Raw genomic sequence first — 20,785 nt, forward strand, 5'->3', positions numbered from 1 at the left:
CCTTCATGCCTGTTCCAGCGCCCAACCTGTACCCCGATTTCAACACCATCCGGCTTAGCCATGTCTGCCTGAACGTGAAGGACCTGGAGGTGTCCAAGACGTTCTACACCGAGATTCTCGGCCTTCAGGTGACGGATAAAACCGACAGCCACGTCTATCTGCGTGCCATGGAAGAACGCGGACATCACTGCGTGATCCTGCAAAAGTCGGACCAGCCCGGCACGGTCGAGGTCATGGGCTTCAAGACCTTCGACGAGGCGGATCTCGACAAGGCGGAGACCTATTTCCAGTCCAAGGGCAGGCCGACGCAGTGGATTGACCGCCCGTATCAGGGCCGGACGCTGCTGACTTCCGACAACATGGGCATTCCGCTGGAGTTCTATCACAAGATGGACCGGCTGGAGCCGATCCACCAGAAATACGCGTTGTACCGGGGTGTGAAGCCGCTGCGGATCGACCATTTCAACTGCTTCAGCCATGACGTGGACGCCTCTGTGGCCTTCTACAGCGATTTCGGGTTCCGGGTGACGGAGTACACGGAGGATGAAGAGAGCAAGAAACTCTGGGCGGCGTGGCTGCACCGTAAAGGCGGTGTGCATGACATGGCCTTTACCAATGGCACCGGGCCGCGCATGCATCATGTGGCCTTCTGGGTGCCGACGCCGCTGAACATCATTGATCTGCTCGATCTGATGGCGACCACGGGACATGTGGGGAATATAGAGCGCGGGCCGGGGCGGCACGGCATCTCCAATGCCTTCTTCCTCTATATCCTTGATCCGGACGGGCATCGGATCGAGATCTACTGCTCCGATTACCAGACCGTTGATCCGGATCTGGAGCCGATCAAATGGGATCTGAAGGATCCGCAGCGCCAGACGCTCTGGGGCGCGCCTGCGCCGGAAAGCTGGTTCAAACATGGTACCCGCTTTGCAGGGGTTGAGACCCGCGAGTCTGGCCTCAAGGCCACGCCGATCATCGCGCCATGAGCCTGCCCGCCTTGAAAGACACCGCGCTGCTGAAACAGGCGGCGCGGGTTGGGGCGCGCTGGATTGCCGCCGATGAGACCGGGATCGCAGTGACCAACCCGGCAACAGGGGCAGTGATCGGTCATGTGCCTGACCTTGGCGCGGATGAGACCGAAGAGGCCATCGCGGCGGCAGCCTTGGCGCAGAAATCCTGGGCGGCGCTGACCGCAAAGGCGCGCAGCGCCGTACTGCGGCGCTGGTACGATCTGATCATGGCACATCAGGACGATCTCGCCCGGATCCTGACCGCCGAGCAGGGCAAGCCGCTGGCAGAAGCGCGCGGCGAGATCGCCTATGGCGCGTCTTTCATCGAATGGTACGCCGAAGAGGCGCGGCGGGCCTATGGCGACATCACGCCGGGACATGCGCCGGACAAGCGGATCGTGACGATCAAGCAGCCGATCGGCGTGGTGGCGGCGATCACGCCGTGGAACTTCCCCAATGCGATGATCACGCGCAAGGCCGGGCCCGCTTTGGCGGCGGGCTGTGCCATGGTTCTGAAACCGGCGGCGCAAACGCCGTTTTCAGCCATCGCGCTTGCGGTTCTGGCAGAAGAAGCCGGTCTGCCGTCCGGGCTTTTCTCGGTCATCACCGGCGAGGCCCGTGCCATTGGCGGAGTGATGACCGCCAGCCAGACCGTGCGCAAGCTGACCTTCACCGGATCAACCGGCGTGGGCGCGGCGCTCTATGCGCAATGCGCACCGACGATCAAGAAGCTGGGGCTGGAACTGGGCGGCAACGCGCCGTTCATTGTCTTTGATGACGCGGATCTGGATGCGGCGGTAGAGGGGGCGATTGTCGCCAATTTCCGCAACAACGGCCAGACCTGCGTCTGTGCGAACCGGATTTATGTGCAATCAGGGGTCTATGATGCCTTTGCCGAGAAGCTGGCGGCGCGGGTGGCGACGCTCGCCACCGGCAATGGCATGGAGGAGGGCGTCACTTTCGGCCCGCTGATCGATGACGCTGCCGTGGCAAAGGTGCAGGCCCATATCGCGGACGCCACGGGCAAGGGGGCGGCCATTACTCTGGGTGGCAAGCCGCATGGCTTGGGCGGGACGTTCTTTGAGCCGACGATCCTCACCGGTGTGACATCGGACATGGCCGTGGCCAGGGAAGAGACCTTTGGCCCGGTTGCGCCGCTGTTTCGGTTCGAGACCGAAGCGGAGGTTGTCACCGCCGCCAATGAGACCGAGTTCGGGCTTGCCTCGTACTTCTACAGCCGGGATCACGCGCGGGTCTGGCGCGTGTCCGAGGCGCTGGATTACGGCATGGTCGGGGTGAACACGGGGCTTGTGTCCACCGCAGAGGCCCCCTTTGGCGGTGTGAAGTCTTCCGGACTTGGCCGCGAAGGATCGCGCCATGGTCTCGATGACTTCATGGAACTGAAATACATCTGCATGGGCGGGATCGACCCGGTTGAGGAGGCATGATGCGCTTTGCAACTTATTCATCGGGGGGTGAAACCCTCTACGGCGCGGTAACAGACGGCGGCATGGTGGCGGCAACACCGTTGTTCGAACGCTGGCCAACGCTGCTGGATGTTGTTCAAAACGATGGTCTGAAGCGGTTGGAAGAGGTCACCAAGGGTCAGCCCGTCACCCATACGGATTACCGTTTCGAAATGGTGCTGCCGAACGCGCCGCGTATCCTGTGTGTTGGCGTCAATTTTCCGGACCGGAACGCGGAGTACAAGGACGGCAGCGCCCAGCCCAAGTACATGTCGCTCTTTCCACGGTTCGCCAGTGGGTTCACCGGGCACAACCGCCCGCTGATCCGCCCGCCGGAGAACCACACGCTCGACTACGAAGGCGAAGTGGCGATTGTGATCGGCAAGGCCGGGCGGCGGATCTCGCAGGAAGACGCCTATGATCACATCGCCGCCCTGACGATCTGCAACGAAGGCACGATCCGCGATTGGGTGCGCCATGCCAAGTTCAACGTCACCCAAGGTAAGAACTGGGATTGTTCGGGGGCCATCGGGCCGTGGCTTGTGCCGTTCCAGGATGCGGCGCAGCTTGACGCGGCGCGCATCGTTACCCGGGTGAACGGCGAAGTGCGGCAGGACGATGTGCTCAGCCGCATGATGTTCCCGATCCGGCGAGAGATCGAATACATCTCCACCTTCATGACGCTGCAGCCGGGAGACATTATTATCACCGGCACGCCCACCGGGGCCGGGGCCCGGTTTGACCCGCCGCGCTACCTTGCACCCGACGATGTTGTCGAAGTTGAGGTCAACGGCATCGGCACCTTGCGCAACACGGTTGAGGATGAAGTGCTATGAGCCCCGAAGAGCATGAAGCCGCCGCCACCGCTTTGCTAAAGGCCGAACAGAGCGGCGAGCAGATTGGCATCCTGAGCCAGAGCCATCCCGAGATGGGCATGGACGACGCCTACGCCATCCAGAACGCGATTTACCGCGCCAAGATCGCAGCGGGCCGCCGGGTTGTGGGATGGAAGATCGGGCTGACGTCCAAGGCCATGCAATACGCGCTCAATATCGACATTCCGGACAGCGGCATTCTGTTTGATGACATGGTGTTTGAGACCGGATCGACCGTGCCGAAAGGGCGGTTTATCCAGCCCCGGATCGAAGCGGAAATCGCCTTTGTGCTCAAGGCGCCTTTGAGCGGGGCCGATATCACCCGAGACGACGTGATCGCGGCGACGGATTACGTGGCCCCTTGCCTCGAAATTCTGGATACGCGGATTGTGCGGCAGGATGCGGCAACCGGCAAGACACGCACGGTGTATGACACGATCAGCGACAATGCCGCGAACGCCGGTGTTGTCCTTGGCACGCAGCGCCATGCCATTGATGCGTTTGATTTGCGCTGGGTGGGCGCGATCACCACGCGCAACGGGGATGTCGAAGAGACCGGTCTCGGGGCCGGGGTGCTCGACGATCCGGTTCAAAGCGTTGTATGGCTGGCGCGCCGGATGGCGGGGTATGGTCAGAGCATCGAGCCGGGTCAGATCATCCTGTCCGGCAGTTTCATTCGCCCGGTGGAATGCCCCTCCGGCACCGACATTCACGCCGACTTCGGGCCGTTTGGTTCGGTCGACATTCGCTTTGGATAAGTCTCATGCCCGCACCCCGTAACCTTTTCAAACACGCGATTGCCGAAGGCGAGTTGCAACTGGGCTGCTGGCTTGGTCTGGCGGATCCTTATGTGGCCGAGATCAGCGCGGGCGCGGGGTTCGACTGGGTGACAATCGATGCCGAACACGCGCCAAACGATCTGCGCTCGATCACCGCGCAGCTTCAGGTGATCGCGGGCCGCCCGGTGCACGCGGTTGTGCGCCCGCCGGTGGGCGCGCCGTGGATGATCAAGCAGCTGCTCGATGCGGGCGCGCAAACCCTGCTGATCCCGATGGTTGAAAGCGGGGACGAAGCGACGGCGCTTGTGGATGCGGTGACCTATCCGCCGCACGGGATCCGCGGTGTCGGCGCGGCGCTGGCGCGGGCTTCGGATTTCTCGGGGATACCGGACTATCTCGCCACCGCGCGGCAGGAAATCTGCCTGCTGGTTCAGGTGGAAAACCGCAAGGGCATGGTGGCGCTCGATGACATTCTTGCGGTTGAGGGCATCGACGGCGTGTTTATCGGCCCGTCCGATCTCGCGGCTGACATGGGGTATCTCGGTCAGGCCGGGCATGCGGAGGTCAAGGCGGCGGTGCTGGATGCGGTGAGGCGGATTGTCGCTTCGGGCAAGGCGGCGGGCCTGCTGACCATGGATGCAGATCTGCAACGCGAAAGCCGTGCGCTTGGGGCGTCCTACATTGCTACGGCCATTGATGTCACGCTCTTCGCCACCAGCATGCGTCAGGCCGCCAGCGCCGCCAAGGACCGCCTGAAATAAGGTGTGCTGTGTGCGCCGGGAACCCGCATGCGCCTTCTTTTGGTCGCGTGATGCAGGTGCAGGCGACGCTAGTGGGATAGCAAAACTGCAACTTTGGAATGCCGCATGACATCCGTGGTGGGGCCACCGAACATGTCATGCGAAAACTTGCTGCGTTCGTAAGCGCCCATCACGATGAAGTTCGCCCCGATTTCCTCGGCTGTCTTGACGATGGTGTCCGACACCGTGGTTTTCTTGGGTTTCACAAGCAGCTCTGCCGCAACGCCGTGCCTGCGCAGATTGTTCAGGAGTTGTTCTGTTCCTTTGGGCGCTTCGGAGCCAACATAGAGAACGGTTACTTTCGAGTGCGTCTCCTGGATCGCCAGCGCATCACCCAAGGCCCGAGCGGCCGACCGCCCGCCGTCCCAGGCCACAAGTGTATGATCGGCGAGGCTCTCATGGGATCCGGAATCCGGAACGACCAGAACCGGTCGCCCGCTATGCAACGCCACCAAATCGGGGTGTGCGGTCAGATGCGCGACGGATACGTCCTCTGATGGCACACCTGTCACAACAAGATCGTAGGGCCGCGCCATGGCGCCAAGAGCAAGGTCCTCTTTGTCGGCGATCTCAATGAACTCCGAACTGGCGGACAAACCGGCTGCCTTGGATTCTGCCTCAAATCGTTTTGCAATCGCTGCGATCAGATCGGTGTCGTTCCGGTGCATTGCATCAATGACATCTTTTGGAAGATGCGCGGCAAACCGGGTTTCCATGACGGGTTTGCTGTGTCGGACCACGCCGGTCAGAAACGCGCCGTGGTGTTTTGCAAGCCGCAACGCATAGTCCAAGCTCCGGGTTGCCGTGTTGCGACCGTTGTATGCGCAAAGGATGTTCTTGATGGCCATCGGTGCAGTCTCCGTGTGTTGAGCCTGGGGAAAAGGGCCAATGGGATCAGTCCTGGACTTTGCAGCCTGTGAACTGGCCCCATTGGCCAGGGAAGTTCGTGGATCGCCTACCCGACTGATGCGGGTGGTGCGAAAGGGGGCGGCGCGTCAATCCAGCCGGATCACGGACAGGGTGATCGGCAGATCGGCGGCTTGATTGACCATGTCAGGCGTCAGGCCCGTCGCGTCGAAATTGGTGATGATGGCGTCCTTGCCGCGCACGATCACTTCGGCCGGGGCATCCAGCGCGCCGCCGGTCCCGTCGGTATCCGGGTTCTGGGCCAGTAGGGATTTGTTGCCCTCCATATCGACACTGTAGACGGCGTTATGTGCCAGATCCGTCAGGTAGATCTTGTTCGTCCCGGCATCCCAGGCCATGCCGTCCACGGCCCCCATGCCGCGCGCAAAGACTTCGCTGTCGACCAGATTGCCATCGGAATCCACGGTTGTTTTCACGATCGTGCCGTCTTCCATGATGGACGTGTAAAGGTTGCCCTCGCCGTCCACCGTCAACCCGTTGGCACCAAACGTGAGCGCGCCGTTGGAAGTGAACGTCTCGAACAGATGGGGGTCGGCATCGCCTTCGGCGTAAGGCTTTACCTCAACCGGGCCGCTGTTCATTTCATCGAGCGAGAATTTGTAAAGGCCGCTGGTGGTGGACACGCCTTTTTCCGTCACAAGAACCGTGTCGGACAGGAACAGGTCATTGCCCCGGAACACGAGCGCGTTGGGGAAGGATGTGCCAATGACCACAGGCTCGACAGCCATAGCCTTGCCGTCTTCAACGTTGATCCGCATGATCCGGGATGTGCCGCCGAACCAAAGCTGCATGTCCGCAAAATAGGCGTTGCCGTCGGGGCCGAAGGTGATGCCGAACGGGCCGATCAGACCCGATGTCGGCTCCATGTCATCCGCCGTAAAGGTGTACCAGATGCTGACAGTGTTGTCGGGAGCGACCTTGGCAATGGCAGGCGGGGCAGGGGCCTCGAGTGCGCCGGCTTTGACCATGGCTTCGTTGTGGAAGTTGGGTGATGTGAAATAGAGGTTGCCGGCGGAATCGAGCCCCATGCTGGCTGGTGAGTTGAGCGTGGCGGGCAGCTCGGTCAGCAGTTCGGCTTTGTGGGTTCCTTCGGCGGAGGCTGGCCCGGCCAGCAGCAGGGCGCTCAGAGCGGCACCGGTTACTATCTTCAGTCGCATGGTTTGTCTCCCTAATGGCGTGGCGCGCTTGTTCTTGAAATTTGCCCGGCGGGCCTGCGGGCAGGTCCCGCGCCGGGCAGTTCCGGCGCGGGAGATCAGGCGTCAGCCGCCATACATCAGATCCGGCAGCCACGTGGTCAGCTCCGGGAAGCTGAAGAGGATCGCCAGAACGATCAGTTCGACCTGAAGGAACCACCAGATGCCGCCATAGATTTCCTTGAAGGAGAACCCGGGCGAGACGCTTTTGAGAACAAAGGCGTTCAAGCCGATCGGCGGTGTGATCAGGCCGATCTCAAGGGATTTGGTCACGAGGATCCCGATCCAGATCGGATCCAGCCCCAGGCGCACCAGCGGAGGCAGAAAAATCGGCACGGTCAGGAACATGACGGAGATCGGATCAATGAAGAGCCCGAGGATCAGCATGAAAACCAGGTATAGGATCACCAGCACGCCCGGGTTGACCTCCAGTCCCACGATCCATGCAGAGACGGCACCCGACGTCCCGCTTACGGCGAGGTAGGAGGTAAAGATCAACGCGCCGACCATGATGATGAAGATCACGGACGTGGTCTTGGACGTTTCGATGAAGACATTCTTCATCGCGTCAATTGTGACGCGTCCCCGGAACAGAGCAATCAGGAACGCACCCGCTGCCCCCATGGCACCCGCTTCCGTCGGTGTGAAAACACCCAGATAGATGCCGCCGATGACTATGAAAGCCAGCAGGATCGCCGCCCAGACGCTTTTGACCGCGTCGATTTTCTCGGCACGCGTTGATGGCGGCAAGGCCGGGGCCAGTTCGGGCTTCCGCATCACACGCACATAGATCATGATCCCGAAGGCCAGCGCCGTCAGCAGGCCCGGAACAATCCCGGCAATGAACAGGCGTGGAATGGATTCCTGCGCGATGATGCCATAGACGAGCAACACAACTGATGGTGGGATCATCCCGGCCAGAGTGCCAACCGTGGCGATACAACCGGCTGCAAGTCGGCGGTCCACGCCCACGCGCATCATTTCCGGCAGGGCGACCTTGCCGAAGATCGCCGTTGTCGATGTGGTCGATCCGGAGCAGGCCGCGAACCCGACGGCCGCGAAGGTTGTCGCCAGAACGAGACTGCCCTTGATGTGGCCGACAAAGGTCCGTGCCGCCTTGAACATGTCGTCGGTGACGCCGGAAGCGATGGCCATATGGCCCATCAAAAGGAACAGCGGCACTGCGCTGAGCGAATAGCCGGACCCGATGTCGTAGAACCGGGCACCCAATGTTTGAAGCGTCGAGTCCAACCCGCGAGACATTGCAAAGCCGAGCGTGCCGCTGATCAAAAGCGTGAACCCGACCGGAACCCGCAGCGCAAGCATGACAGCCACAAGGCCGATGATCATGATCGGTGTCGAGAAATCCATGTTATGCCTCCTCCTCTTGCGGAGCGGCTTCGACACCCTCTTCGATCAGCTCGTCACGCGCGAAGATGGCGTAAAGCTGCACAACCATGCGCAAGGTCAGGAACAGAAACCCGATGGGGATCATGATCCGAGCCGGCCAGGTCACGACCTGAATGGCGCCAAGAATGGTGTCGTTGAACTGGTAGTTTTCCCAGGCCGTGACGGCGGAGTACCAGGTGAGAGCACCAAAAAAGGCGCTGAATATGCTCAGTTGGAGGATCTGTAGGAGCTTCCTCTGGCCGCGACCGAGCTTGTCGTAAAGCGCATCAATCGCGATATGCGAGTTTTCGCGCTGCGCGACAGACAGTCCAAGATAGATCACAAAGACGAATGACAGGCTCACAAAGGCATAGGAGCCGGGAACGCTGAAGGGTGTGGCGTATCTGACGACGACGTCAGCCACGGTGATGAGCATCATGAACGCAACGGCAGTGGCCGAAACATAGCTCAAGATGTTCTCGAGTTGGCTTTGAAGCGATTGCATGAGACTGTCCCGCTGCTTTGCGCGAACGACATCCTTGCCCGGAGCCATGTCCGAAGGTGCCGCTCCCGAGGTCACACGTGCTGGTCCGGCTCTTTGGCTGGATGGACGGTGGCCTGTTGATTGAAGACAAGGCCCGCCATTGGATGCGGCGGGCCAAGGGTTCAACTTAGTTGGATGCGAGATGTCCCTCGTAGAGCGACTTGTAGGTGTCGATGAGGCCTTGCCCGTCGATCCCCTTGCTGTCCATGTCCTCGATCCAGAGTTTCCAGGACTCCGCACCAAAGGCCGCCAGCTGGTCCATTTCCTCGAAATGAACAACCTGAGTGCCGTAATCGTTGATCAGCGCTTCCTTGGCCGCGTTCTCCTGCGCCCAGACGAGATCGAGCACGACCTGAACCATTTCAGCGTTGATCTCTTCGATGATTGCCTGGTCTTCCGCCGGGATCTCATCCCAGGCTTTCTTGTTCATGACCATGGTCATCGGGAACCAGTTCCAGATCAGGTTGTCATTCCAGTGCGAAAAGATATCGCCGAAGCCGAAGTCAACCATGCCGGAGGGCCCGCCCATGGTCACAACGTTCACGACTTTCTTCTCGGCGGCGGCAGGCAGCTCGCCAAACGGGATAGCGTAGGAGGTAATTCCGGCAGCGGTCAGAGCTTCGGCCGATCCGCCATGTGCGCGGATTTTCTTGTCCGCAAGGTCTGCCATTGTCGTCAGAGGCTCGTGCGACATCGTCTGGATCCAGATCCAGGAGCTGTTGAACAGGAATTTCTGGTTCAGCCGGTCAAACTCTGCGGTGAACTCTTCCGACGTTTGCATGTCGTGCATCGCTTTGGCGTGCGCGTCCATGTTGTCGCTGATAAACGGCAGGATCGCGACCGTGCTCATCGGATACAGGCCCGGGTTGTAGACCGAAGACGTATCGCCGACGTCAAACGAGCGGGCTTTGATGCCCGTGGGCTGCCCGGTGAACTTGCCCAATGGGCCGCCGAACAGACGGTTGAAGGTCACGCGGCCTTCCGTGCGCTCTTCGACCATGTCCATCCAGACGCGCGCGCCTTCGTTGAGGCCCGCCTCGCCGAAAGCCGTGTGGAATGTCAGGTTGGTATCCGCCGCGGCGCTTTGTGCGAGCGACATGAATGCAGCTGTGCAAGCCGCAAGAATTTTGGCACCTTGAATCATGTTTGCCTCCCATGATTGGCTATTGAGCAGGCGATGTGCCTGCGCGAAACACGGGCCGCGCCCGTGCCTTCGGCTTTGTGTTCAGGTGTTGTTGATGCCGCCCCATGGCAGACGATAGACGCAGTTGATGCCTTCCAGCTTGGCGCGCATATCGGCCGGCAGGTCGGACAGAACGATCAGCCGCTCAAAGTTCGCCGCATCCATGAAGGCTTCGGCACCTTGCGCCCAGGTGTCGAGATGAACCCAGGCTGCGTCCACGTCGGCATAGCGCTCATAGATGTAGACGGCACCGGTCTCCTCGGTGTTGTACCATTCGTAATTCAGGACGCCTTCATCCTTCGACGTGAGGTCGATGAGTTTGGATTTTGCTGCCTCGAAATCGGCGCGGCGACCGTCGCGGATCGTTGCCTCAGCCACCCAAATGACATTCTCAGAATCAGCCATGTTTCCTCCCTAAGTCCGTTTGGCTTTTGTCGACACATGCGGTGTCGCTGGATCAAAACTTACGGATCTTTAGATTGCTATGTCAATATGAATTGTCGCGCGAACCCCTGTGGCCAATCTCTGCGAAGGGTTTGGATTGCTCTGTTCCGCGAGAAAAGTGCATTAATTTCGGGTAAATGGATGGAGGTGGCCATTGGTTTTCTGGCCGCACTGGGAAGGGTCACACAATCTTTTCAGATTGCCAAATTCAGATTTATATTGACGTAACAATATGAGGTGCGCAGGTTAGGGCGCATGAGATTCGCAGTTATCCAACTCAATTCGCAAGACGACATCGACGCCAATGTTGACGCGATCGTCGCTTTGACACGCCAGGCCGCGGTGGATCACAAAAGTGATTTTGTTGCACTACCGGAGTACTCTATTTGCCTGACAGGGAGTCGGGATGCGTCTCGCGAACGCGCTCAGTCCTTGCAGGACAGCGCAGCGATCAAGGCGATCGCGAGGCTGGCCAAGGACCATGGGATTTTCGTTCACCTTGGCGGGTTCATAGAACTCTCGGATGACGATCAGCTCTACAATACGAGCGTGATGTTCGGCCGCCAAGGCGAGGTCCTGTCGACCTATCGCAAGATCAACCTCTTCGAGATCAAGGGGGATGCCCTGGCGGACAGTGTAGTCCACAACGAAGCGTCTCACCTGTCCGCCGGGGATGAAGTTATCGCGTTTGACGTGGATGGCGTGACGTTTGGGCACGCGATTTGTTATGACGTGCGTTTTCCCGATCACTTTTCAGCTCTGAGGCGCAACGGCGCGAAGGTCATCATGGTGCCGGCCGCCTTCACCCAGACGACGGGACGTCGTGATTGGGAGCGCCTTCTGAAAGAGCGCGCGCGGGAAACAGGGGCCTACATCGTGGCCGCAAACCAATGTGGGATGTTCGACAAAGGGCGTTTCAAAAGCTGGGGTCATTCGATGATCGTCGATCCGACCGGACAGGTGGTTGTGGCCGCCGAGGAAGCCCCCGGGATTCTGACGGCGACGCTGGATATCGGTCTGCCGACCTCAGCACTTTAAGCAAGCAACTCTCTGGGAGGAGAAGAGAATGTTCGACAACATCGGATGGATCGTTGAAGCCAAGATCGCGGATGGAAAGCGCGATGACTTCAAGGGCATTGTAGAAGAGATCGTAGAGGCCACCCGTGCCGAAGGCGGCACGCTCAACTACCAGTACTATGTTGCCGATGATGGCGACGTTCTGGTGTATGAACGTTTCGCAAACGAACAATCCGCGCATATTCATATTGAGAACTGGAACAACTTTGCCGAACGCTGGTTGGCGGCTGCGCCCGCGACACGGATGGTCTACATCGGTAACATCCCCCAAAGCATCAAAGACAAGCATGCCGCTTTGGGTCCAAAAGAACTGAAGCCTTTTGGTGGCTTTGCGCGGTGATCGCCGGTTATAAAGTCAGGGCCGGGGACAAAAGCCTCGGCCCTTTAGGTTTCCTAAGGGCCAAGACAGACGCAGGGTAGCACCTATGGCCAACGAGACGCCTTTAGAACGCGCACGACTCCGGAGCCTTCACGGCCGCCAGCAGGACGATGGTGTTCTTGTCATTCGAACGGTTGCAATGCCCGCCGACACCAATCCGGCGGGGGATGTATTTGGCGGGTGGATCATGTCTCAAATGGATCTGGCGGCTGGAAACATGGCTGGGCGGGTGGCTCAGGGCCGAGGGGCAACCGTCGCGGTCGAAGCGATGCAGTTTCTTCGCCCCGTCAAGGTTGGGGATGAGGTGACACTTTATGCCACTCTCAATCATGTGGGCCGCACTTCGATGCGCATTCATGTCGATGTCTGGGCACGCCCCCGATTTGGCAAACAGGCCAACAAAGTAACCGATGCCGACTTTGTCTTCGTCGCGTTGGACGAAGATGGAAATCCGAGGCAGATCCCCGACTTGTGACAGGCACTCGGGCCGCCGTCGGTACTGACGAAGCCTAGGGAACCTGCTGGCCATCTGGTCAAACCCAAGCCGGAGCCGCTTGCTTTGGCCGGTCAGAGTGCAGGCTGCATGAGATAGAACGGCAAACCTGTGTTCACCATAGGTAGCGGGCTCCCGCCGGTGTGGGTGCTCAACTGATATGTGCAATCCAATCGGCGTAAAGACAACACCCTGAATCGCATCGAGGAAGAACTGGGTTGTCGGTTTTCAGCGCGGAAAAGATGAATCTGATTCACCTGAAAATGAGTTTTTTTCGAATTGAAGGATACCGTCAACTGCTCCTTTCTGAGGGCCTGACGGAAATTTCGGGCCGGGATGAACACACAGGTTGCGCGATTGAAAAAGCCTTCAGCGCTTGGCTCGGACGCTGTGGGCCGTGCCTTGGAGTTCGAAGCGGAGTTCTGACGTCCGGGGAAACAGCGACCAAAAATTACACGAAGACATGCGGGGCGGGCACCTTGTTCCGGACCTGTAGCCAAAGCCAACAATCAGGGAGACGAACATGACGATAAAACCCCCATTCACCGACCTTGAGGTCACAACCCAAGACAGGGGCTTCTATGAGGGTCACAGTCTTCAGATTGCACTCTTTTCAAAAGCCATCATGGTCGGCCTGGTGCTCTGGGCGCTGATCTTTCCGGCCAATGCAAACGGCACCCTGGGCAGCTGGAACTCCCAACTGCTTGCGATCTTCAACCAGTTTTACGTCGTGATCGTTGGCGTGTTCTTCTTCTTTTTGATTGCTGTTGCGATCATCCCAAGCACGGGCCGCCGCATCATGGGATCGTCTGGCGAAGCGCCGGAGTTTTCCAACTTCTCGTGGTTCTCGATGATGTTTGGTGCCGGTCTGGGTGTTGGTCTGATGGTATTTGCAACCGCCGAGCCACTGGGACTGTGGGGGTCCAACCCCGTTGTCCTGTCACAAGCGGTCGAACCCAACACCGAAGACGCTTTGCAATCCGGGTATCGCTACACGTTCCTGCATTATGGTTTCCATGCCTGGGCGATTTACGTCGTCACCGGGCTCAGCCTTGCCTACTACGCTTACACCCGCGACATGCCGCTCACGATCCGCACCGCGTTGACGCCCTTGTTCGGCAGCGCAATGAACGGGTTTCTTGGCCATGTGGTCGACGTTCTCGGGGTTGTCGCGACCATTCTTGGCGTGTCGGTGACCATCGGTTACGGCGTGTCGCAGTTCATTGACGGGCTTTATGCGATCACAGGCATGGCCTGGATCATGGATCTGACCGGAGACGCACCCAAGCCGGGCGCAGTCGGATTGATTGCCGGTCTTGTGGTCATCATGGGATTGTCCATCATCTCCGCCGTGTCCGGTGTCGGGCGGGGCGTGAAGTACCTGTCGAACCTCAATCTGGTGCTGTCGCTGGTCCTGCTGCTGACCTTTGTTGTGTTTGGATCGTTTCTCTTTGCAATGACAACCTACGCATCGGCCATGGTTGACTACGTCTTCAACTTCTTGTCGCTGAGCTTCTCAGCCCATGGTCCGCAATCAGCGTCCGATTTTGCCACGGCCTTGCCGGCAGAGGCCGCGCCGTTTGCCGATGCTCTGCGTGGTGGCGCGACAAGCCCATGGGGCAGCTATGATGGGTTCGTGTCCGGCCTTGAAGGCGACGCGGCGGCCTTGTCAGGGGACGTTCTCGCGCAGGTGTATGCGGCAGGCGAACAAGGTCGGCAGTTTGGGTGGCAGTCTGGCTGGACAACCTTCTACTGGGCATGGTGGATCGCATTCTCTCCGTTTGTAGGCCTGTTCCTTGCGCGTATCTCCAAAGGCCGCACGGTGCGCGAGTTCATTATCGGCTGTGTCATCGCGCCGTCTCTGGTCTGCTTTGCCTGGATGACCATCCTGGGCGGCACGGCAATTGACCTGGAACTCACGGGCGGTGCTGACGGCGCCATCATTGGCGCTTCGAACACGGCCAAGCTCTTTGTCACCTTGGGAGAGATGATCTCTGGTGGTCTGCTCACAGCAATCACCGTCATGTGCGTGGTGCTGATCATGACCTTCCTTGTGACCTCGGCAGACTCTGGCATTCTGGTGATGAACACCATCATGTCGGGCGGCGACCAGGAGATCGGAAACAAGCACAAGATCGTTTGGGGTGTCATCCTCACGGCTGTTATCGGCGCCTTGATCATGGCGGCGGGGGAAAACAATCCGCTGGATGCGCTCCGCAATGCCATGATCATCGGGGCACTGCCGTTTACGATGGTGATGGGATTGATGTGTCTCGCGCTTGCCAAAGCCCTGTTCCGGGATGGTCAGCGCGAAAAGCACGGCGTGCGTGACGCCGAACCTGCCGAGTAGGGTTCGAGAGCACTCTGTCATACGCCCGGTTTGTAGATCGGGCGTATGATGTCGCGCCTTCAGCGCAAACCCTTGGTAATTCGCGTGGCAAGGTGTGTGCGAGCCTGCGACACTTTTAACATAAGACAGATTACCGGAGATTTAGGTGGGTCGCAAACGCAGCCCAGTCTAGGCTACATACAAATCGCGCCGGAGGGACTGCTCAGACGTTGACAAAAGACGCTGTGGTTCAACGCGCGCAGGCGCTCTCCAGAAACTTCGAGAAGCCCGCCAGAAACGATCCCACACGCGCCGCGACATATTGGTCGACTTCCACCGAAGGCGGCACTTTGAAAACCCATTGCCGGACACCGAGATAGAAAAAGCTGGAGTGAAAACTCCAGATCAGCTCCATCGCCATTGCCCTGTCGTTCGGGTCTTTGGGTTCTTCCAGCCCCATGGCCTGAAGTTGTTCCGCTAGGATAGGCTCGAATATGCGCCGTTGCAGCATGGCAATGTAGCGCTGCGAGATGACCGGTTCATCAAAGGCTGACAGCAGAAAGATCCGCACCCAGTCTTTTTGCAAAACTACCCGGGCATAGTCGCTCAGATAGGTTTCGAGGCGATCTTGCATGCTGCGGCTACGGTCCACCAGGATCTCATCCCACTCCGGGTTCCAACGCCCCATGTAGACCCGGTCGTAGATCTTATCGATGATTTCTTCCTTGGTGGAAAAATAGCGGTACAACAGGCTTTGGCTGATCCCCAGATGCGCCGCAAGTTCGCGTGTGGAGAAGGAAAACCCGCGTTCGGACACGATTTCGATGGCACCGTTGATGATCCGGTGTTCCCGCTCTTGCGGAGAGAGCCGTGTCCGTTTCTTCTTGGAGGGTTCTGCTTGGGTTTCAGTCATTTACTAGGCTTGTTTTGCAATGCAGGCACGGCTTTCGGTCGGGGTTCAATGCGGTGAACACTGACGTTTGGTCCTACCCTAGTGCATTGTGAAACCGGGCGAAACGGAGCGATCCGGCGAAAGACGGAAACTGATGCAAGACGGATCATCTGGCTTCAGATCTTTGACGCGTCGAAAAGAGCGAGCCAAGACGCGACAACAATCAATTATGCGCGGGCGTTTGGTATGGCGCGGGTTAAGGTGAACCGACTTGGGTTACCCTATTTTTGGTCGTCGGTGTCCGCGAGCCACTCTTTGATTTCGTTGATCTGGCTCGGTGTGTTGAGGGTTGGTACGTGGCCGATGCCGTCGAATTCGATCACCGATGCGTGGGGCAGTCTTTCGAGCATTTTGTCGCGCAGGCGTTCTGTCAGGAAGTCGGATTGTGTTCCGCGCAGGATCAGAACCGGGCAGGTGATGGCATCCCAGTATTTCCAGATGTTGAAGTGCATGAACATGAAGTAGCGGCGGAAGTTTGAGATGATGCCGGGATCATGGTGTTGATGATAGCCGGTTTCGGTCTCGAACGCGCTGGTACGTGCCATTTTTGCCCAGTCGTCATTGGTCATCGGGCCGAAGGGGGAGAGCGTTTCGCGCAGGTGCGCTTCGACATCGTCCAGCGTCTCGAACTCGGTTTTTGTCTGCACGTAGGAGGTGATCCGGCGCAGCGCCGCGTAGGGGATTTCCGGGGCCACGTCATTGATGATCAGGCGGCGGATGGGCGAGCCTTCCATGCCCGCGAGGGAAATCCCGATCAGGCCGCCGAGCGACGTGCCGAGCCAGTCCACCTGCGGCAGCCCCGTGCGCGCCAGCAAGGTGGTCATGTCCATGTTGTATTGCAGCAGATTGTAGTCGCTGGCGTCCCGGAGCCAGTCGCTTTGCCCGCGCCCGGCCAGGTCTGCACAAATGACGCGCATCTGCGGCGACAACGCCTGCGCAACCTGATCGAAGTCGCGCGCGTTGCGGGTTAGGCCGTGCACGCAAACAAGACAGTCCTGAGCATCAGGGTCGCCCCAGTCGCTGTAAGCCACGTCGTGAAAGCCGTGCCGGGAGACACAGCGGACTTTGGAAACGGTGTCAGGCATTGTCTCGGGGCTGATATCGTTGGTCTTGTTCATTCTGCTCGTGATACGATGGCATTCGAGATCTCGCGCGCGCTGACATCCCGTTTGGCCAGTTCAGCGCCGAATTTGCTGCGCAGGAACGGATTTTTCGTCAACCGCGTGGCGCTGCGGTAGAAGGTTTTTTCCAACTCCGCGATCACATCTTGATACGCCGTTTCCAGATGCGGCGCGAGGGAAAACCCATCGTAATGCACGATGCAATCGACCTGTTGCTCGAAGCCGCGGCAGAGTGCCTTCACAGTGTTGCTCAGCCGTGTCAGGTCTTCGGGGTCCGACAGGGTATAGCCCCGGAAGTTCACCTTCAGTTGTCGCCGGTCCGGATCAAAGGATATCCGGTTCTGTATCTCGGCATCGAGAAAATCGGCCCGCAGCCCCATGGCGTCGGGGGCAAAGATACGCGGGTCCATCGTGGTCACGTTGCCCATCTTTGGCGCGAAGTCCAGTTGCGACAGGATGTCCTTTTCAATGTCGATGCCGGGGGCTACTTCCAGCAGTTCCAGCCCCGCCCTGCCAACGCCAAAGACGCAGCGTTCGGTCACGTAGAGAACTTCCTGCCCGGTCTCGACCGCAAAGGCGCCGGAGAAGGTGATCTGCTCGACGTCCTGCACGAACTTGCGCACCTTGCCTTCTTGGGCGATCCGCAGCCTGCCTGCCTCCAGGGCGATTTTCAAACCACCCGCAGTCAGCGTGCCGGCCAGCACAAGGCGGCTGGCGTTTTGCGAGATGTTGATAAAGCCGCCTGCCCCGGCAAAGCGCGGGCCGAACTTGGACACGTTGACGTTGCCATGGCGGTCCGTCTGGGCCATTCCAAGACAGGCCATGTCCAGACCACCGCCATCGTAGAAATCGAACTGGGTGCTTTGCGGCACAATCGCGTCCGGGTTGAGGCCGGCCCCGAAGTTCATGCCGCCCTGCGGCAGCCCGCCTATGACGCCCGGCTCGGCGGTGAGCGTAACGTGGTCCAGCAGGCCTTCTTCGGCGGCAACTGCGGCGACTCCTTCGGGCATGCCGATCCCGAGGTTCACAACACCGCCGATGGGTAGCTCCATCGCCGCCCGCCGTGCAATGATCTTGCGTTCATCGAGCGGGATCGGGTCCAGTTGGTCGAGCGGCTGGCGCAGCTCTCCGGAGAAGGCATGATTGTAGGGTGTTGCGTAGGTTTGCCGATGGTTTTCCGGCTCGGAGATTACCAACCCGTCGACGAGAGCGCCGGGCACCATGACCCGTTTGGGCATGAGCGAGCCGGTAACCGCCATCCGCTCGACCTGAACAATCACCACGCCGTCGGAGTTATGCGCCGCCATGGCCTGCGCGGTCGTGTCGAGCTTCAGCGCCTCGCGTTCCATCGTCGCGTTGCCCATGGGATCCGCCGTCGTTGCGCGCAGAAGGGCGACATCAATCGGAAAGGCCTTGTAGAAAAGCCACTCTTCGCCATTCCAGTTTTGCAGCTCAACCAGATCCTCCGTGGTCCGATCGTTGATCTTCCCGCCGCTCAACCTTGGATCAACAAGGGTTCGCAAGCCAACTTTTGACAGCATCCCTGGCTTGCCGCCGGCGATTTCGCGGTAGAGCTGGCTGACACAGCCAAGCGGTAGATTATAGGCTTCGATCTCGCCGTTCATGGCCATCTGCGCGAGCTTCGGCACAAGCGACCAATGCCCCCCGACCCCCCGTTTGACCAATCCGGGATGGGCCAGCCGGTTCAGGCCGCGATCTTTCCCGTCTCCCGGCGCCGCCGCAAAAACCAGTGTCAGGTTCTTGGGGTGGCCGGTTTTCAGGAATCTGTCTTCGAGCGCGATCAAGAGCTCGTCCGGCGTGCCAATGCCGACAAAACCTGACACGCAGACGGTATCGCCGTCGCGAATGACAGAGACTGCCTCCGCGGCCGTCACCAGCTTTTGCGTAGGCATGGCGCTAGCCTCGCTTCTTCAGCCAGTCGAAGACGCCGTCACTGACGATGCCCTGACTTTTGCTGCTGACATAGACGCCAACGTGCCCACCGGGCAGCGCGATCTCGGTGTAATCCGAGGTGCCGACATACTTTTCCAGCGCCTGCGAAGAGGGCGGCGGGATGATATGATCTTGGAGCGCGTACACGTTGAGTACGGGCATCGTGATGTCGGCCAGATTCACGCGTTCCCCGAAGAGCTCGAACGTGCCCCGGATCAGCTGGTTTTCCTTGTAGAGCTCGATCAGCCATTGCAGGGCGGCCGCGCCCGGATGATGCGGTCGATCCGCCAGCCATCGCTCCATCCTGAGGAAGTTCAGCAGTTTCTTCTCGTTGGAGGCCGCTTCTACCAGATCCAGATTGTATTTCGTCAGCGTCCGAATGGGCGTCATCATCTGGAAAACACTGGCCATGATCTCGCCCGGCAGGTTCCCGAAGGCCTGGATCATACGCTCGATGTCTTCGTCCTCGAGATTGCGGGTCCACAGGTTCAGAAACCCATGGGTTTCGTCGGCGTCTTCGAGATCTCCCTGAAAGTCGATCGGGGTGATGGTCAGGATCAGGTTCTTGACCTTTTCGGGATGCGTGGCGGCATAGAGCGTCGAAAAAACGCCGCCCTCGCAGATACCAAGCAGCGAGACTTTGTCGACCCCGGCCTGCTCGCAGATCACGTCGACACAGTCATCCATGAACCAGCCGACGTAGTCATCAAGCGTGGTATATCGGTCTGTCCGCGAAGGATTGCCCCAGTCCACCACGTAGAGATCGACGCCACGCGCCAGCAGATTGCGCACAAGGCTCCGGTCTTCCTGAAGATCGGCCATGGTGTAGCGCCCGATCAGACCATAGACGATCAGGACCGGCCCGGTCTGAACCTCGACGCCTTCCAGACGATTGTATTTGTGCAGCGTCACCTTGCCATCCTGATGGATGAGCGTTTTGGGTGTCGCGCCGACATCAATCTCGTCGTCGTCGATCTCAGAAATGGCCTGTGCGCTTTTTGCGAGTTTCGTATAGAACTCAAGGGACTCGGCCATGGGGTTCGGCAGGTTCGGTGCATTGTCCGGGGTCATGAGCGCGCGCCCTTGGCTTTGGGGTTGGGTTTCTTGCTCTGCGCTTTCCCGAAGGACGCAGCTTTTTTCAGGCGTCGCATATCGCGCCGCAACACATGAACCTGTGCGTGCAGCTCATCGACTTCTGTCCGGGTGGGTATGGCATGGCGCGCGCACCAGGCTTCGACCAGCTCCCGCTCCCGCAGTTTGTAATCCACCCCGGCGCGCAGCAATTTGCGTTGCGCATCAAGGAAATCGCCGGTGCGCTGCGTGGCGATCAGCTCTTCATTGGCAATGTCCAGCCAGCGCTTCAGGTGATCGCCTGCGTCCTGCCCCCAGGATGCCGGATCCGCGCCGGCCTCTTTTGCAAAGCGCTGCTGCGCGCGCATCCAGGCTTTGGCGGTGACCACGCGGTAGGCGGAGCTTGCCTCCTTCAAACGCAGCCATTCTTCGGTTGTCTTGAGCTGCTGGCGTTCTATCGAAGCGAGATCCGAGAGGTTGGATCCATCTACGAGCTGCTGGATCGTCTTGTTGACCTCATCCGATCCGGCAAAGACGAACTGCCCGGGATCGAACATGCGTTCGATCACCTCCGCGGCGATGCCGTCTGCCTTGGCCATGGGAAGCGCGGCCCCAAGCTGGCGGGACATGGCCTTGCCCTGCTCCAGAACCTTGGACCAGATCTCGTCGGTCTGGCCCATGTCCGGCGCGGCAGTGTTGATGGCATCCCAAAACGGGGCCTGCGCCTTCCACAGCTGGGCTTGCGCCTCCATCCAGGAGGCCATGAAAGGGTTGTTGAAAGATGTGTCGTCGCCCAT

20 protein-coding genes are annotated in these 20,785 nt (G+C 59.4%); 9 read left to right on the plus strand and 11 right to left on the minus strand.

Annotated features, from left to right (window positions below):
* The first annotated feature begins 5 nt into the window (after positions 1-5).
* Genes hpaD through E4662_RS22325 form a run of 5 tightly spaced genes read left to right on the plus strand, consistent with a single transcriptional unit; the run spans position 6 to position 4,894 of the window.
* A complete protein-coding gene (hpaD, locus tag E4662_RS22305; RefSeq protein WP_136443851.1) occupies positions 6-989 on the plus strand; it encodes a 3,4-dihydroxyphenylacetate 2,3-dioxygenase in 984 nt (327 codons plus the stop codon).
* Positions 986-2,461: an NAD-dependent succinate-semialdehyde dehydrogenase gene (locus E4662_RS22310; RefSeq protein WP_136443852.1), complete on the plus strand. Its 1,476-nt coding sequence runs from the start codon at positions 986-988 to the stop codon at positions 2,459-2,461. Before hpaD ends, E4662_RS22310 begins: the two co-directional genes overlap by 4 nt.
* Entirely contained in the window at positions 2,461-3,315 is an 855-nt protein-coding gene (locus E4662_RS22315; protein ID WP_136443853.1) for a fumarylacetoacetate hydrolase family protein, read from the plus strand. Before E4662_RS22310 ends, E4662_RS22315 begins: the two co-directional genes overlap by 1 nt.
* Positions 3,312-4,112, plus strand: a complete 801-nt coding sequence (gene hpaH, locus E4662_RS22320; protein ID WP_136443854.1) for a 2-oxo-hept-4-ene-1,7-dioate hydratase — start codon at positions 3,312-3,314, stop codon at positions 4,110-4,112. Before E4662_RS22315 ends, hpaH begins: the two co-directional genes overlap by 4 nt.
* Before the next feature lie 5 nt (positions 4,113-4,117).
* The gene (locus E4662_RS22325) at positions 4,118-4,894 is read left to right on the plus strand and encodes an aldolase/citrate lyase family protein (RefSeq protein ID WP_136443855.1); all 777 of its coding nucleotides are present in this window, start codon (positions 4,118-4,120) and stop codon (positions 4,892-4,894) included.
* Positions 4,895-4,962: 68 nt separating this feature from the next.
* On the opposite strand, the gene E4662_RS22330 is transcribed toward E4662_RS22325, so the two are convergent.
* The 6 genes from E4662_RS22330 to E4662_RS22355 all read right to left on the minus strand — a co-directional run bounded on the left by E4662_RS22330 (position 4,963) and on the right by E4662_RS22355 (position 10,574).
* Positions 4,963-5,781 carry a universal stress protein gene (locus E4662_RS22330; protein ID WP_136443856.1) on the minus strand — a complete coding sequence of 273 codons (819 nt, stop codon included), beginning with the start codon at positions 5,779-5,781 and terminating at the stop codon, positions 4,963-4,965.
* A gap of 147 nt (positions 5,782-5,928) precedes the next feature.
* Positions 5,929-7,017: an SMP-30/gluconolactonase/LRE family protein gene (locus E4662_RS22335; RefSeq protein ID WP_136443857.1), complete on the minus strand. Its 1,089-nt coding sequence runs from the start codon at positions 7,015-7,017 to the stop codon at positions 5,929-5,931.
* A gap of 102 nt (positions 7,018-7,119) precedes the next feature.
* Entirely contained in the window at positions 7,120-8,424 is a 1,305-nt protein-coding gene (locus E4662_RS22340; RefSeq protein WP_136443858.1) for a TRAP transporter large permease, read from the minus strand.
* A gap of 1 nt (position 8,425) precedes the next feature.
* A complete protein-coding gene (locus E4662_RS22345) occupies positions 8,426-8,947 on the minus strand; it encodes a TRAP transporter small permease (protein WP_168798053.1) in 522 nt (173 codons plus the stop codon).
* A gap of 166 nt (positions 8,948-9,113) precedes the next feature.
* A complete protein-coding gene (locus tag E4662_RS22350) occupies positions 9,114-10,130 on the minus strand; it encodes a TRAP transporter substrate-binding protein (protein ID WP_136443860.1) in 1,017 nt (338 codons plus the stop codon).
* 81 nt (positions 10,131-10,211) lie between these two features.
* A complete protein-coding gene (locus E4662_RS22355; protein WP_136443861.1) occupies positions 10,212-10,574 on the minus strand; it encodes a putative quinol monooxygenase in 363 nt (120 codons plus the stop codon).
* 294 nt (positions 10,575-10,868) lie between these two features.
* Between E4662_RS22355 and E4662_RS22360 the strand changes: the two genes are divergently transcribed.
* The 4 genes from E4662_RS22360 (at position 10,869) to E4662_RS22375 (ending at position 14,912) form a co-directional block, all read left to right on the plus strand.
* A complete protein-coding gene (locus tag E4662_RS22360; RefSeq protein ID WP_136443862.1) occupies positions 10,869-11,651 on the plus strand; it encodes a nitrilase-related carbon-nitrogen hydrolase in 783 nt (260 codons plus the stop codon).
* Between the two features lie 28 nt (positions 11,652-11,679).
* Positions 11,680-12,030: a putative quinol monooxygenase gene (locus tag E4662_RS22365; RefSeq protein WP_136443863.1), complete on the plus strand. Its 351-nt coding sequence runs from the start codon at positions 11,680-11,682 to the stop codon at positions 12,028-12,030.
* Positions 12,031-12,115: 85 nt separating this feature from the next.
* The gene (locus E4662_RS22370; protein WP_136443864.1) at positions 12,116-12,544 is read left to right on the plus strand and encodes an acyl-CoA thioesterase; all 429 of its coding nucleotides are present in this window, start codon (positions 12,116-12,118) and stop codon (positions 12,542-12,544) included.
* Positions 12,545-13,085: 541 nt separating this feature from the next.
* Complete coding sequence (locus E4662_RS22375) at positions 13,086-14,912, plus strand: BCCT family transporter (protein ID WP_136443865.1); 1,827 nt, start codon at positions 13,086-13,088, stop codon at positions 14,910-14,912.
* A gap of 229 nt (positions 14,913-15,141) precedes the next feature.
* Here the strand turns inward: E4662_RS22375 and E4662_RS22380 are convergent, their stop codons facing one another.
* The 5 genes from E4662_RS22380 to E4662_RS22400 form a co-directional block, all read right to left on the minus strand.
* Positions 15,142-15,804, minus strand: coding sequence for a TetR/AcrR family transcriptional regulator (locus E4662_RS22380; RefSeq protein WP_136443866.1), 663 nt, complete (start codon positions 15,802-15,804; stop codon positions 15,142-15,144).
* A 260-nt stretch (positions 15,805-16,064) separates the two neighbouring features.
* Positions 16,065-16,961, minus strand: coding sequence for an alpha/beta fold hydrolase (locus tag E4662_RS22385; protein WP_136443867.1), 897 nt, complete (start codon positions 16,959-16,961; stop codon positions 16,065-16,067).
* The gene (locus E4662_RS22390) at positions 16,958-18,877 is read right to left on the minus strand and encodes an acyl CoA:acetate/3-ketoacid CoA transferase (protein ID WP_136443868.1); all 1,920 of its coding nucleotides are present in this window, start codon (positions 18,875-18,877) and stop codon (positions 16,958-16,960) included. Before E4662_RS22390 ends, E4662_RS22385 begins: the two co-directional genes overlap by 4 nt.
* A gap of 4 nt (positions 18,878-18,881) precedes the next feature.
* The gene (phaC, locus tag E4662_RS22395) at positions 18,882-19,988 is read right to left on the minus strand and encodes a class III poly(R)-hydroxyalkanoic acid synthase subunit PhaC (RefSeq protein WP_206080344.1); all 1,107 of its coding nucleotides are present in this window, start codon (positions 19,986-19,988) and stop codon (positions 18,882-18,884) included.
* The gene (locus tag E4662_RS22400) at positions 19,985-20,785 is read right to left on the minus strand and encodes a poly(R)-hydroxyalkanoic acid synthase subunit PhaE (protein WP_136443869.1); all 801 of its coding nucleotides are present in this window, start codon (positions 20,783-20,785) and stop codon (positions 19,985-19,987) included. The genes phaC and E4662_RS22400 overlap by 4 nt, the downstream gene beginning before the upstream one ends.

It is taken from the genome of Pacificoceanicola onchidii (assembly GCF_004804335.1).
GTDB classification, from domain to species: Bacteria; Pseudomonadota; Alphaproteobacteria; order Rhodobacterales; family Rhodobacteraceae; genus Pacificoceanicola; species Pacificoceanicola onchidii.